The 14,549-nt window shown below is 54.7% G+C and carries 13 protein-coding genes; 7 read left to right on the top strand and 6 right to left on the bottom strand.

Annotated elements, in window-relative coordinates:
- Positions 1–190: 190 nt before the first annotated feature.
- The 5 genes from J4E00_RS22120 (at position 191) to J4E00_RS22100 (ending at position 4,537) form a co-directional block, all read left to right on the top strand.
- Positions 191–1,237, top strand: a complete 1,047-nt coding sequence (locus J4E00_RS22120) for a DHH family phosphoesterase (RefSeq protein WP_208177465.1) — start codon at positions 191–193, stop codon at positions 1,235–1,237.
- A gap of 38 nt (positions 1,238–1,275) precedes the next feature.
- On the top strand, positions 1,276–2,319 hold the full coding sequence (locus J4E00_RS22115) for an FKBP-type peptidyl-prolyl cis-trans isomerase (protein WP_208177464.1): 1,044 nt from the start codon (positions 1,276–1,278) through the stop codon (positions 2,317–2,319).
- A gap of 88 nt (positions 2,320–2,407) precedes the next feature.
- Positions 2,408–3,001: an FKBP-type peptidyl-prolyl cis-trans isomerase gene (locus J4E00_RS22110; RefSeq protein WP_208177463.1), complete on the top strand. Its 594-nt coding sequence runs from the start codon at positions 2,408–2,410 to the stop codon at positions 2,999–3,001.
- Positions 3,002–3,015: 14 nt separating this feature from the next.
- Positions 3,016–3,516 (top strand): FKBP-type peptidyl-prolyl cis-trans isomerase, encoded by a 501-nt coding sequence (locus J4E00_RS22105; RefSeq protein WP_208177462.1) that lies wholly within the window; start codon positions 3,016–3,018, stop codon positions 3,514–3,516.
- 64 nt (positions 3,517–3,580) lie between these two features.
- A complete protein-coding gene (locus tag J4E00_RS22100; protein WP_208177461.1) occupies positions 3,581–4,537 on the top strand; it encodes an FKBP-type peptidyl-prolyl cis-trans isomerase in 957 nt (318 codons plus the stop codon).
- Between the two features lie 101 nt (positions 4,538–4,638).
- Here J4E00_RS22100 and recO read toward each other — a convergent pair whose 3' ends face one another.
- From recO to J4E00_RS22080, 4 genes are all read right to left on the bottom strand, one after another.
- Positions 4,639–5,358 carry a DNA repair protein RecO gene (gene recO, locus J4E00_RS22095; RefSeq protein WP_208177460.1) on the bottom strand — a complete coding sequence of 240 codons (720 nt, stop codon included), beginning with the start codon at positions 5,356–5,358 and terminating at the stop codon, positions 4,639–4,641.
- Positions 5,359–5,400: 42 nt separating this feature from the next.
- Positions 5,401–7,752, bottom strand: coding sequence for a hypothetical protein (locus J4E00_RS22090; RefSeq protein ID WP_208177459.1), 2,352 nt, complete (start codon positions 7,750–7,752; stop codon positions 5,401–5,403).
- A 93-nt stretch (positions 7,753–7,845) separates the two neighbouring features.
- The gene (locus J4E00_RS22085) at positions 7,846–8,472 is read right to left on the bottom strand and encodes a thymidine kinase (RefSeq protein WP_208177458.1); all 627 of its coding nucleotides are present in this window, start codon (positions 8,470–8,472) and stop codon (positions 7,846–7,848) included.
- A gap of 165 nt (positions 8,473–8,637) precedes the next feature.
- Positions 8,638–8,970, bottom strand: coding sequence for a 2Fe-2S iron-sulfur cluster-binding protein (locus tag J4E00_RS22080; RefSeq protein WP_208177457.1), 333 nt, complete (start codon positions 8,968–8,970; stop codon positions 8,638–8,640).
- Between the two features lie 37 nt (positions 8,971–9,007).
- Between J4E00_RS22080 and J4E00_RS22075 the strand changes: the two genes are divergently transcribed.
- Both J4E00_RS22075 and J4E00_RS22070 read left to right on the top strand, forming a co-directional pair.
- Positions 9,008–10,189: a hypothetical protein gene (locus J4E00_RS22075; RefSeq protein WP_208177456.1), complete on the top strand. Its 1,182-nt coding sequence runs from the start codon at positions 9,008–9,010 to the stop codon at positions 10,187–10,189.
- Between the two features lie 49 nt (positions 10,190–10,238).
- Entirely contained in the window at positions 10,239–11,240 is a 1,002-nt protein-coding gene (locus J4E00_RS22070) for a hypothetical protein (protein ID WP_208177455.1), read from the top strand.
- Here the strand turns inward: J4E00_RS22070 and J4E00_RS22065 are convergent.
- On the bottom strand, positions 11,209–12,327 hold the full coding sequence (locus J4E00_RS22065) for a hypothetical protein (RefSeq protein WP_208177454.1): 1,119 nt from the start codon (positions 12,325–12,327) through the stop codon (positions 11,209–11,211). The two genes, J4E00_RS22070 and J4E00_RS22065, sit on opposite strands and share 32 nt — an antisense overlap.
- Positions 12,328–12,563: 236 nt before the next feature.
- The gene (gene rodA / locus J4E00_RS22060) at positions 12,564–13,859 is read right to left on the bottom strand and encodes a rod shape-determining protein RodA (protein ID WP_208177453.1); all 1,296 of its coding nucleotides are present in this window, start codon (positions 13,857–13,859) and stop codon (positions 12,564–12,566) included.
- Positions 13,860–14,549 lie beyond the last annotated feature (690 nt).

Genomic DNA, 14,549 nt, shown 5'->3' with positions numbered 1-14,549 from the left:
TTATTTAGCTGCAAAAGTAGCCACAAAGCCGACGTCGTTTCTTCATCGGGCCCAAGGGACCATTGAGATAGCCAATGAGAACCTTCCGGGGGGGGCGCGTTGTTAAGACAAGATTTCTTCCGACTTTTGCCGGCCCAATTATTTGTAAGCCACCGGCCCGCTTTCTGTTACAGGGCCATTTATGTTGTCGATGTCTAGTTCCATTTCCGCTCTGCAGGTATTGCTGGCGCAACCAAAGCAGATTGTCATCACTACGCACCACAAGCCCGATGCCGATGCCTTGGGCTCGTCGCTGGCCTGGGCCGGCTACCTCAAACAAAAGGGCCACCACGTAACCGTAGTTACACCTTCTGACTATCCCGCTTTCCTGAACTGGATGGAGGGCAACGACGAAGTGGTGGTGTACGAAAAGCGTCAGAACGACCGCCAGGTGCGCGACCTGGTAGCCCGTGCCGAGGTCATCTGCTGCCTCGATTTTAGCTGTCTGGGCCGCATCAACGAACTGGGCGAATACGTGCGTCAGGCTGGCGCCATCAAGGTCCTCATCGACCACCACCAGGAGCCCGAGGACTTTGCCGATATTACCTTTTCGGTACCTACTGCTGCCGCCACAGCCGAGTTGATTTTTGAAATCATCCGCGACCTCGGCGACCAGGACCTCATCACTAAAGGCATGGGCGAAGCACTCTATGCGGGCATCATGACCGATACAGGCTCGTTCCGCCACCCCAGCACCTCGCGTAATGTGCACTTGATTATTGCCGAGTTGCTTAAAGTCAACATCGACCTCTCGTCGGTACACCGCCGCATCTACGACTCGCACTCCGAAATCCGGCTGCGTTTTCTAGGCTTTATTCTGAAGGATAAGCTGGTGGTAAACCGCGAGTTCAACACGGCTTACATTGCCATCACGCAGGAAGAGTTGCGCCAGTACCAAAGCAAAACCGGCGACACCGAAGGCCTCGTGAACTACGCACTGAGTATTGAGGGCATCGTATTTGCGGCTGTTTTCATCGACCGGGGCGTGGCTGTAAAAATTTCTTTTCGCTCGGTGGGCAACTTCTCGGTCAGCGACTTCTCGCGCCGTCATTTCGACGGTGGCGGGCACCACAACGCCTCCGGCGGCATCAGCTACCAGACGCTGGATGCAACCGTGGAGCGCTTCCTTGGCATCCTGCCCGAGTATAAGGAGCAGCTGACGGGCGTCCCCGCCGCCGTAGCGCCGCCGGTGGCGTAACTTTGAACCGTTTCTGACTCTTCACTTTTAACATTTTCATGCGTTTTTCCTCCCGCTCTGCGCGGCAGCTGGCCCTGGCGGCCGGCGTGCTGAGCTTCGCTTCCCTCACGGCTTGTAACAAAGACGGGGGTGAGTTTGCCAAGACTAAGTCAGGCATCGAGTATAAGATTTACAAAAAAGTCGGCAGCAGCTACGAGCGCCGCGAAATCAGCCCCGACGGCGACCCGACTTATAAGGACCGCCTGAACAAATTCCTCCTCGGCCACATGCGCTACACCACCGGCAAGGACTCAGTGCTGCAAAACACCCGCCGCGACGTAGGCATGGCTGTTCCCTTACCCCTGAAAGAGCTGAAACAGAAAGGCATGCCCGATGAGGCCCTGTCCCTGCTCCAGCCCGGCGACAGCGGCGTGTTTCGCTTCCAGGTCGATTCGCTCATTAAGCCGAAATCGGGCCAGCCGGTGCCCCCGTTCTTGCGCAAGGGCGGCAACGTGGTGCTGATGTACGTAGCCACCGAGCCTAAACTAATCACCGAAGCCGAAGCTCAGGCCATGCAGCCCGAGCTACAGAAGCGCGCCAGCGCCGCTCAGTTGAAGCAGCGCATGGCTTCGCCGGAGTATCAGAAGCAGATGCAGGACCAGAAGGACGCGCAAGCCAAAATGCTGGCTACGCCCGCCGTGCAAGAGCAGATGAAGAAGGAAGATGTACTGCTGCAGGATTACATCAAGAAAAACGGCCTGACCGTGAAGAAGACGCCTTCCGGCATCTACTACCAAGTACTAAAGCCCGGCACGGGCGCTACGCCCAAAAGCGGCCAGAGCGTGAGCGTGAACTACCTGGGCACGCTGCTCAGCGGCAAGGAGTTTGACTCGTCTGCCAAAGCCGGCAAACCAATTGAATTCCCCATCGGCCAGGGCGCCGTTATTCCGGGTTGGGACGAAGGCATTTCGTTGCTCAACAAAGGCAGCAAAGCCATTCTGCTCATTCCTTCGCCGCTGGCATACGGTACCCGCGCCATGGGCACCGACATTCCCGCCAATTCGCCGTTGCGCTTCGAGGTGGAACTTGTTGATGTTCAATAGCCTTTAATTAGCTCTGATTCCGGCCAACGGGCGGTGCGGCGCAACTGCCTGCTCCACCGTTGGCCGGAATCTTTTTATCCTTCTCGCCATGAAAAAATCTTTGCTTCGTTTCCGCTACTTTGGGTTGGCCCTGGGCTTATTGACCGCGCCAGCCATCTGGAGCTGCAACACGCAAACCACTTACCAGAAGCAACTGGCCGACCACGAAAACCAGCTGAAAATCATTGACGAGGACACCATTCACAATTACCTGGTGCGCAACAACTTGCTGGACAAAGCCACGCGTACCAGTTCGGGCCTCTACGTAGTGAGCCTCGTGGATGGCCAGGGTACGCCTGTTACAACGGGCCGGCAAGTGAGCGTAAAGTACATCGGCCGTTTTCTGAGTAACGGTGCCCACCCCGAATCGTCGGGCTATCCCGTTTCGTACGGTAATTCGTTGTACCCCGCTGGGTCCATTTTCGATAACTCTACTGAAAACCACTCCAAATGTGGCTGCGCAGTTTTCACAGCGGGCAGCGGTGCCATTGCTGGCTTTAACGAAGGCCTGCTGCTGATGCGCAAAGGCGACCGTAAACTGCTACTCATTCCGTCGCGCCTGGCTTATGGCCCAGCTGGCAACTCGAATATCCCGCCCGATGCAGCCCTTATGTTTGACGTCGAAATCCTTGACGTCTACTAAGCGTACCCGCCCCAATGAAGCTCTACCGGCATAGCTGGCAATATGCAGGGCTGCTGGCCACAGCTGTTTTGCTAATGGCTCGGCCTGCCACTGCACAGGTAATGCCGCAGCCAGTGGCTCCCACCAACATTCCCCCCGACACGGCGCACCACCAACTGCAATACACGCAGCAAGGGGTGCGCTTTGTGTTTTGGGAGCGTGGCACGGGCGCCTTGCCCACGCCTGGCAGCCGTGTAGCTGTGCGCTACACCGGCTTTCTGCCCGATGGGCACATTTTTGATGCCTCGGCGGCATCGGGCGGGCCACTGCGGTTTCGGGTGGGACGCAAGGAGGTAATTGCGGGGCTTGATGAACTGATGCCGGAGCTACCCGTAGGCTCGCGGGTTCGGGCCTGGATACCGGCCGCCCTGGCCTACGGCGCCAAGGGCGTACCCGACCCCGAAGACGATACCCGCTTTTTAATTCCACCCAATACCGAGTTGCTTTTTGAGCTATTGGTTGTGAGTGTGCGGTAACTGCCGCTGCTAGCAGGCTGATTGTGCAGCCAAGAATATACTGTTTAGAAGAAATCTGACCAAAATGAAGCTCTTTTTGCTGACTGCTTTTTGCGCCCTGTTTGCCTGTTCTAATCCGGCATTCGCTCAAACCTCTTCGAGCGGCGAATTCTCACGCCTGCCCACGGGCACCGAGTACCGGCTGTTTCGAAAAGACGCCGCCGGACGCTACCAGCCCCGCGCCCTCGCGCCTACCGACGCGCCTTATGCCAGCCGTGCTGGGCAGGTGCTCACTGTTTTCATGGAGTTTCGTACCGGTCGCGACTCGGTGTTGATGAACTCTCGCCTGATGCAGCCACTGCCCCAGCCGGTGGCATTACCCGCGCAGACTGCGCCTGGTGGCATGGAAGAAGCCTTGGGCCTGCTATTGCCCGGCGATAGCGCCATCTTCCGCTTTCCGGCCGATACCATCTTTGCCAAAACATTCCGCCAGCCGGTGCCGCCGTTTATCAAAAAAAGCGGTAATACACTGGTGGTGCTGGCCAGTGCCCGCGAGTTGGTCACAATGGCCGAAATGAATGCCCGCCATCAGAAAGCCCAGGAAGAAAACATCAAGCAGGGCAAACTGCTGGCAGCAGCTCAAACAGCAAAGGATGATGCTACCATTCAAGCTTATTTGAAAAAGAACCATGCCACAGCCCGCAAAACGCCCGGTGGCACCTATTATATCATCAAGAAGCTTGGTACCGGCCTGCCGCCTAAAAAAGGCCAGACTGTGCGCGTACTCTACCGCGGCACAATCCTGACCACGGGCCAGGAATTTGACGCCTCGGCCAAGCACGGCAACGACCCTTTTTCTTTTGTGCTTGGGGCTGGCCAGGTTATTCAGGGCTGGGACCAGGGCATTGCCATGCTCACCAAAGGCAGCAAAGCCGTACTGCTTATTCCCTCGCCGCTGGCCTATGGTCCCCGAGCCATGGGTGCCGATATTCCGGCTAACTCTGTGCTTCGCTTCGAAGTAGAATTAGTGGACTTTAAATAGCCGTGGAGAATCACTCATCCAATTCTAGTCTATTCAGAGCGCAGCCGAAACGGCCCGCATTGTTGCACGCGGGTCGCCCCTCGGCTGCGCTATTACGGGCACTAATTCAGCACTTCTGATAGAATATCTAAGGAGCGAATTTCGCCCATCTGCTCCACGTGCAGCTGGTAATAGCGAATGAGCACGTGCAGTAGCTCGTGGCGCACGCGGCCGTTGGGGATAGTGCTGGTGGCAGAGTCGCGCAGCAGTTCATCAAAGTAGCCGTCGAACTCACGCAGACGCAGCGTAGGCGGCCCCGTTACTCCCTGTGTCATCGCGGCATGACCAGCCATAATTACCTGGTCGGTCAATTCGCCCCCAGAGCTGATGCCAAAACCCAGGTAAGTAGCCAGTTCCAGCAAAAACGTCAGGGCAAAGTTTTCGGTCCCTACAGTTTCGCGGTCAAAGGCCAAAATAGAATCGTGCAGAAACTGGAAAAGCGGTTCGTTTTGCTCTTCCTCGCGCACGGCCCGGCTCACCACTTCGGAAAGAAATAGGACGACACTGCTCTTTTGCACCTCGTAGGGCAAGGTCTGGAACGGCTCGGCACAGCGATACTCCGATAGTCGGGTAAGGCCGCTGTTACCCCGCGCCACGTAGGCCACCAGCTCCAGCATCGTGAAGGGCTGAAACAGGGCAATGCGTCCTGGCGGCTTAGCCTTTCGCACACCGTTCACGATGTAATTCTGCACCCCCAGTCGCTCGGTGTACACCCGGGCAATAATGCTGGTTTCGCGGTATTTGAGGAAGCTGAGGACGATACCCCGCGTTTTAATTAGCATAGCTGGAAAAGAGGAATGAGGAAAGCCGGCGGGCTTTAGTCCTCATTTGCTAAGTACGGCCACTTTGCTTACGCAGCCATTCTTGCCATCGGCATCCGACGATAATACCAAGTAGATACCGGAGCGCACCCGCTCACCACTTGGATTGGTCATGTTCCAAGTCACTGTGCCACCGCTGGCAGTGGTAGCGTACACTAGGTGCCCGGCCACGTCGGTTATTTTCACCAGCGCGTTGTTGGCCAGGCCACTGATGCCAACGGTACCAGCAAAATCGGGCCGGACGGGATTGGGAAATACGGCAGAGCAGTGTGGTGCACCTTCGGTGACTGTGGCCGAGCCCCGGTAAGAGACCACCCCAGCATCGGTCGCCACCCACACGTCACCTGTTTTGTCGTTCACTTTCACGTCCACAATGCGATTGGAGGGCAGCGGGCTATTATCGGTAGTGAAATGGAGCAAGGCCTCATCAGCATCAGGGCTGAAGAGCCACAGACCATTGTCGGTACCGAACCACTTGCGGTCGCCACCATCTACAGCCAAGCACCGCACAGATTCACTGAACAACGCAGGAAAGCCGGTACCATCGCCCCGCCGCACAATAGGCAGGCTGAATCCTAGCTGCGACAAAAATGGGCCACTAGGGTCATTAAAAACAGCCACGCCTTTGATAGTGGCCGCCCAGATATAGCCCCGCCGGTCTTTGGCCAGCTCATAAATCTCTTCCGAAGGCAGCCCGGATGAGCTAGTGAAAAACCGTGGCGGGTTGGTGTTAGTTGGGTCAATGGCGAATATTCCCAGCGCGGCTTTTGTACCGTTGCTTCGGTCCGACTTACGCGCTACCGATGCCCAAACGTAACCGTTGTCATCCAAGGCAATTCGCTCCAGCGCATCGAGCCCATCTACATAAGGAATTGTTTGCCATGTATTAGCGCTTGGGTCAAACAGAGACAGGCCCGAAATACGCGGTATCATGTGACGGTTTACAACCCAAACTTTGCCCTCGGTAGTAGCCAATAAGTCCGTGATTTCAACCCGGCTATTACCAAGTCCAAATGTACCAAAGAGTGGGCTACCAGCCGGAATGCCTTCGCCAAACAGCCGGAAGTTACCGGGTGCGTTCCATTCCAATAAGCCGCCCCCGTAGTTGGCTACATATAGTGTACCATTAGGAGTACGAGTGCCGCGGACTGGACTGGTAGGATTGGGGAAATCGGTGAGACTGGGAAACGCCTGAGAGTTGAAATTAGTCCACTGCCCAGCCGCATACTCATAAAATCCTTCAGCTCGCCCGGAAGGGAAGTAGCGTTCGGAGTATTGACCGGTAAAAATATTCACCTTATTACTGCGTGCATCAGCTAGCAAGCTAAAAGCATATGCACTAGTTGGACCATTAGCGGCATACAGTTCCAGCATTCCACCCGCACCCAACTTAATCCGTTGGAGGCCTTTGTAATAATTGGCAAGGTAATAGCTCCCATCACGTATTCGCACAGCATCTATAAGGATGTCAGCAGGCGGTATAATGGTCGACAATGTTTCATTGCGATTAATAAGGCGTACCCCGTAGTCATCGTTGATGATAAGTACACCAGCTCCGGTCGTACGCAGCTTGCGAAACTGACCTGTATAAGTATTATTTACTGATACCCAGTTGTCAGTAGTGAGGGCATATTTATACACCGAGCCCCCAGCAGCTGCATAAACTTGGCTGCCATAAGAAACCACGAATGGATACGTCGACCCGTTCGTTGCAGCGGGGCCGGTAGGGGTATAAATACGCCAGCTATTGTAGTCAAGCAAATTATCAGTTAGCCGTCCTCGCATCAGGCCGGCGGACGTGGCCAAGTACAGATAGCCATTGTTTGACGTCGCATCATACACCGTAACCACACTGCCTCCCGGCCCAATATTCGTATAGGTATTGCTGATTTCGAGTTTAGCCAAGTCAATAACAACAACCCCGAAACTGGTCGACAGATAGGCTTTTCCTCCTGCAATGGATAATTGCTTTATAGGAGCATCACCCGCTTGAATGCTGCCCTGGCTCAGCTTTCGCAACACATCGCCCAAATTACGCACACTTCCGTTGGGACGTAGAATGTCAATGTTGCCATTCTTATAAGCCAACACCGTCTGCTTGGTTACAGAATCGTAGGCTACTGCTACCACCCCCACATCACTCAGGCCGTCGCGGCTCGACAGCGTTTGGGTGGTGTTTTGGTTCTTATCTAGAAAATAAAAGGAGTTTTCGGTCACTACGTACACCCGGTCGCCAGCATCTGCTAGGTGCAAGGGATGGTTGGTGGGCAAGTGGAGCTGCCAGTCGCCATAACCGGCCGTGTTTTGCCCCCAAGATGACGTAGTAATCAGCAATAGCCCGGCGAGACCAAGCACAAAACGGAAGAGGTGAAGCATACGCTCAGCAAGAACACAAGATTGGAAAACGGAAGCCAGAAGGGCCATTGTGCCAACGCACAAGCCCGCCATTTAGTGCGCAGCCGCGGAGCTGGCTGCCGGGTTGGGCGCCTTCACCTGCATGCCCTCCAGAAAGCAGGGCCGACAACGCGCTTCGTAGGAATCGGTTTCGCCGAGCAGTACCTGGCTTTCGCTGGCTGCGATGCGATAGGAATAGGAAGCAATTTCACCGCAGCATACGCATACAGCGTGCACTTTCGTCACAAACTCGGCCGTAGCCAGTAGGGCTGGCATGGGGCCAAAGGGCCGGCCGAGGTAATCCATATCGAGGCCAGCTACGATGACACGGGTGCCATTGTTGGCCAGTTGCGCACAAACATCTACCAAGGAGCTGTCAAAAAACTGGCCTTCATCGATGCCGACCACGTCGGAACCGGCCGCGAGTAGTAGAATTTCGGAGGCAATGGCCACCGGTGTCGAGCGAATACGGGCGGCGTTGTGGCTCACTACGTCTTCGGCGTGGTAGCGGGTGTCGAGGGCAGGTTTGAAAATTTCGACCCGTTGCCGGGCAATGCGGGCACGGGTAAGGCGGCGAATCAGCTCTTCGGTTTTGCCCGAGAACATGGAGCCACACACTACTTCAATCCAGCCCCGGCGCGGAGCATTGTGGCGATTGCCGACGCGGGGTTCTATAAACACAAGCAGGAAATAAGCAGGTGAACAATTGGAGCAGCAGCTCCCAAACGGAACCTCTAAAGTACGGCCTGCGTCGGGTTGCCTCAAGCTTGCCGGCCAGCCTTTGGAGGTTATTTACACACAACCAATGGCTTGCGAAGCCAGGATTTCTACTGAGCGATGAAAGCACTATACGTCGTTGGCGAGGTAGCGCAGGTGAGGCAGTTGGGTGGCCTCGGGCACCCGGCCCAGTACATCACCGGTGGGCAGTTGGGCCTGGCAGGTCAGCCGCTCATCGGTTCGCAAGCGGCCAGCAGTGCGGTAACGCAGTTCAGCAGACGTGAGCGGGCTCAGGTTTTCCAAGCCGGTGCATACTTGCAAACGGCAGGTGGTACAGCGGCCCTTGGCTCCACAGGCGTGCATCCAGTCGTGTCCGGCAGCTTGCAGGGCCGCCAATAAATTGGCACCAGCAGGCACGTCTACTACGGCACCGGGCAAGTTTTCAATCGTTAGCAGGGGCATTTGTGCCTAACTTCGGCCACCGAAAAACGGCCTTTTTATGAACGACAAATATAGCCCCACCAAGTGCGCCCATTACGGCCGCCGCCTGGCTGCCCGGCTCTGTGACCAGTACTTCGGCGCTCAAGCCGCTGCGACACTCGACGGCCCGGCCGTGCTCAAATTCACCCCAATTCGCCAGCTCAATCTGCTGGTGATGCGGCAGCTCCTGGGCCAGTGGCAGGCCGAAACGGCTCGCCTGCGCAGCCCCTACTTCGATTTCGAAGCCGCGCCTGTACAAACAGCGCTAACGCAGTTCATGAATGTGCTCTCCCGCCATATCAGCCTAAGTCGCGCCATTTTCGAGCCGTTGCTGGCCCAGGCCGCTGCCGATGCGCTCGGCATTGTAGCCGACCCAGTCAGCAGTTTCCAACGTCTGCTCCTTGGTTCCACTGAGCAACCTACGCTGGCAAGCCTGCGCGATGGCCTGCGCTATTTTGATATCGACAAGCCATTTTATCAGGGCTTCGTCGATAGCCTGCCAGCAAGCAACGACCTCAGCCACGACTTCCTGATCCATCGTTTCGAGCTGTACCATGCTGCCAATTACAAAGCGCACCAGCCCATGCAGCGCCTTGTGACTGAGCTCAGCGCATTGCTGCCTCTCACCACCGCCGACTTATTGGAAGACGGGCCCGTTTCAGCGCCGACATCACCAACGCCAGAAACTGCCCCAGTTGCACCGGAAGCCCCTGTGCCAGTAACACCGCCAACCTTCGTGGCACCTGCTGCTACCGTTACTCCACAACCTGCTGCACCCGCTCCTGCTCCCGAACAGCCAATGGTAATGCCCCCCCCGGCACCAGCGCGCCCCTTGCCAGCTACCGAGCTTGCTAACGTTCCCTTGCACGAAAAGCTGAAAGCCACCCAGCCTGCCGCCCCCGCACTGGCCGAGACGCTTCGTAGTGCGGCCGTCCCGGCCTCCCTGGCTGAACGGTCGGGCCCTAAAGTTGAAACCCTGCGCGAAGCCATTTCCATCAACCAACGCTTCAGCTTTATTAACGAGCTTTTTGGTGGCGAAAACATGGATTATCACGCTGCCATTCAACACCTTGATTCTTTGCCCACCGCCGACCAAGCCCGCGCCTACGTCACCGGCGACCTTTCACAGCGCTACGATTGGAGCCGCAAGGAAGAACATGTCAACAAGTTGCTCAAACTCATTGAGCGCAAATTTGCCTAGTTCCGCTTCTTCGGGGCTCTCTTTTAGACCCCAGGCCCGTCGTTGGCTGTTGCCATGGCTGCTAGCCCTAGCCACGCTGGCCAACCTGGCATACCCGATGTACGTGCACTTCGATTTTTCGCATTCACCGGATACGCGCAGCTACCTGCGGATGGCAGCCGGTCAGTTCGATAGCATCCGGGTCACGCACCGCTACCGCATACTAGTGCCCGCTGCTGCGGCCGTAGTGGCGGCCCCAGTTGCAAAGGTATACGGCAAGGTGTGGCCACAACGTCCGGCTGGCCAATGGCCTTTGCGCTTCGCTTTTTACATAGTCAATTGCTTATTACTAGCGGCCGCCGGCGCCTGTTGGTTCAATGGCGCCCGCCAGGCTGGCGCATCACCTGAAGCGGCAGTACTCGCCATGATAGCCGTCCTCAGCAGCCGATGGGCCGAATACGCTGCCGGCCTTCCCCTTACCGACAGCCTCTACTTATTGGTTTTTGGCCTGGGCTACTACGGTGTGCGCCGGGGTGTAGGTGGTGCATGGGCGCTGATAGCAGCACTGCTCCTTGGACCATTGGCCAAAGAATCCTTCTTCTTTTTAGTGCCGTGGCTACTGTGGTTTGGCCGGCCGGCGCTTACCTGGCCTCGGCAGTTGCTGGCCTTAAGCACGGGCTTGGCCGTCTTGTTTATGGTGCATTACATTATCGACAGCCACTTGGGTGCACCTGCTACCCAATCTGTTTCCAATGCCCTGGCTCACGCAGACAACTTACTGTATTCGATTCGCCGGGCCTGCTCCCCCAAAGGCATTGGGGAGTTGCTCAGCATATTTGGTTTGTTCACACTGATTCCGATTCTAGCCCGCTGGATTGAGTCCCGTCGAAATCCAACATATACCGTTATTTTTGCCAGCATAGGCAAGGCTGAGCTTGGGCTATTTATTGTTGTAGGAGCACACATGCTTCTCTCCGGTGACCTTGGCCGGATGGGATACTTAGCGGCGCCGGCCTTCTGTGCCATGCTGGCGCTGGCCTTTACTCATTGGCGGCGGCTGTTGCAGGCGTAGGCGGAACAGCATTTTTGCGGCTTTTGATGCCTGCCAGTGCTAATCCAAGCAGTAGTGGCCATACGGGCACCAGAAAACGCGCCGCTCCCAACGGTCCTGTTAGCAAGGCCACGTAGCCTAGCAGCCCAAATGCTACCCAGCGGCCATAATGGACCCAGCCAGGCCCGCCACGCAAGCGCAGAAAGCCACGCACCGCCAGCACCAGCCGCCCGGCATTGGCCAATAGCACAGCCCCCAATCCCACCAGCAAGCCCCATGGCAAACGCTGTACTGCTGCCCATAAGCCCCCAGTTCTCACCTGTGCCAATAGCCCCCCTCCTGCTAATGGTGCTAAATTCATGAATTCACTGAGGTCAAAACGACCAGGGTCAAGGAAAAAAGTCACCATGCCTAGTATATGCTGCTTGGCATATACTATCGAGTGTGCTCGCAGCACGGCACCTGCTCGCTGCTGAATTAGCTGCTGTCGCGCCGCAAAATCAGGTTGCCTGTGCGCTTCGCGCAGCACTCCTGCAACCCAGGCTTCTTCAGCTTCTGGGCCATTCAACTGTCGTACAACGCCTGCCGCATTGTAATGCAGCATATTAATATCCGTAATGCTGGAAAAGTGAAAGTAGCCCGTTCGCTGATAGTTCCACTCCATATATGCCACCACAGCCAACACCGGAAGCAAGCCCACCAGCGCCGGTTTCCAATGCTTCATACGCCACGCCTCAATTAGCCCCATTATACCTACAAACCCCGCAAAAGGATAAAATACGGGCTTAAGCAGCAGCGCTGTAACTACAGTACCAGCTATTACAAAGAAATAAATCAGTTTCAGCGTTTTGATATAGGCTAGACAAGCCGCCAACAATGCCAGCACCACGGCTTGCAGCATAATCTCACTCATTATTGCATTGGCATAAATGAGTTGCGCAGGAAACGTGAGCGCGCACAACACGGCCCAAACCCATTGCCGTCCCCAAGGCCGGGCCCACCAGGCCCAAACCCAAAATACCGTTCCAATAGCAAACAGACTTAACAAGTTTTGAAACATCAATAAGACCACCGGTCGTGAACCTTCACCTGCCAGTGCTAAAATCAAGACTGGATAACCCGGAGTTCGAATTGAAAACTCCTGTACCGCTTGCCCTACCGGTGGCGCTACAGGCCACGGACGCGCATATAACTGTCTATGTTCCCTCAAATTCAGTGCAGCCTGCACGTATCTATCCGAATCAGGAAAGCTCCAGTTAGCTGTTTGCAGCGTCCAGGCCAAAGCCAGCCCATGTGCCAACACCAATACACTCCATACCCAGCGTGGTACCCGCCCGCCAATCATCAGCGCAACAAATCCTGCTTGCGGTAGGCATCCAATGCCAGCAGGCTAAAAAGCAGGATGGTAAACGACCACAGCGACGACCCCCCGTAGCTAAAAAAGGGCAACGGAATGCCCACTACTGGCGCCAATCCTATTGTCATACCCACATTCACAGTGATGTGAAAAAAAAGGACGCATGCCACACAATACCCATAAGTCCTTCCAAATACTGTTTTTTGACGCTCGGCCACGTAAATAATCCGCCAAAGCAACGTCAGATAAAGCGCTATGACAACCAGACTTCCAACCCAGCCGAACTCCTCCCCCACCGTGCAAAAGATAAAATCGGTGCTCTGCTCGGGTACAAAATCAAACTTCGTCTGAGTCCCTTGCAAGAAACCCTTGCCTAACAATCCTCCCGAACCAATAGCAATTTTGCTCTGAGTCACATTCCAACCCTTGCCTAATGGGTCGGAAGAAGGATTGATGAGTATTTCAATGCGTTGCCGCTGGTGGGGCTGTAGTACATTATTGTAGAAAAAATCTACCCCTACCACCATGCCCACCACTGCCAACCACACACCCAATGCCAAAATCAAATGATGGCGCAGCACGCGCCGATTCAAAGCCAGAACACCTACTAATATCAACGTGAACCCTGTAACCAGCCATAACTTCGGCACCAGCAAGGCCAATAATAAAATAATACCTGCTACCGCTAACAGCAATAAAATAAGCGGTGACATACCTTCTCGAAAGTACGCCAGCAACAATGCCCCAAAAACCAGCGCTTGCCCAGATTCATTCGAAGCCACAATCAGCAGTGGCGGCAATAAAGTAAGGCCAGCTAGCACCAACTGGTCCCGCCAATTTTGGTATCGCAGATTAATGCTGGCCATAAATCGTGAGGCAGCTAAAGCAGTGGTGAATTTGGCAAATTCAGCTGGCTGCAGACGAACCGGCCCCAATTCTAACCAAGACCTTGACCCCGCAATTGGACGTGCTATCACCATTGTCACCAATAGTAGCACTATCATCCCACCATACAGCGCATAAGCAAAGGTGTCGTAGGCTTTGTAATCCACTACCAGTAGCACCACTATCAATACCACCGCTGTAGCAATCCACAGCAATTGTTTGAACCAGTTAAATGCCATCAGTTTGTCAAAACCCATACTTTTCAGTGGATTAGCAGGAGCATCAGGCGAATAACTAGAAGCATAAATGCAAACCCACCCTAATCCAACAAGTAATGCATAAAGCAGTACTGTAATCCAATCAATACTACGACTATAACGTGCGGGAGAGACTTGCACCAATCACTAATTTAAGATTATATAATAAGAAATAATCAAACAAAAATACGCACCTAATTCGCTTCTATGAATTGGTCCGGTAAAACTGGGCAAAGAAGTAAGCCTGGACAGATTTCATACAATACAGTTGGGCAAATGGTAGCCTAGAGTAGCTCTAAAGCTTTGGAAATCACAATCGCTGCAAAAACAGCAAGATTGCCGAAATTCCAGATGAATTTGAACAGTGTCAATGCTTATTCTTCAATGCTATGACTGAGCCATGACTGAAAAATAGAATCCTTGTAGCATGGTCATCACATACAAAAGAATACATCCGCTTTCAAAGCCTCATGCGCATATCAGGTATTGGCGCACCCCATCAAACCGACTGACTCACAACAACCACAAGATAGTCTGCTTCAACTGTTAAGCCGATGGCCGAGGCAGTCAGATAAAGCGGCGGATAAGAAACGTCAACTTCCACTATCTATAACCGAGAAACAATGCATCGGCTCACAGGCAGACACATAAGATGTATATGTCTTGCGCTGCCTAGTTACTATAAAGGCAGTAACTTAAGCCTACACTCGTATGCCCTAGCGCAGAGTCGTATTTGACGGATTAGCAGTAATACAAACACTTAAAACGCAAAATGCCCCGGGCGGCTGGTGAAAGCGGCGCGGGGCATTGGGCAACAAGGTTGGCGGCGAC

It is taken from the genome of Hymenobacter negativus, assembly GCF_017571495.1.
Classification (GTDB): Bacteria; Bacteroidota; Bacteroidia; order Cytophagales; family Hymenobacteraceae; genus Hymenobacter; species Hymenobacter negativus.
Note: the sequence above shows the minus strand (reverse complement) of the source record. Positions and strands in the feature narration are given on the sequence as shown.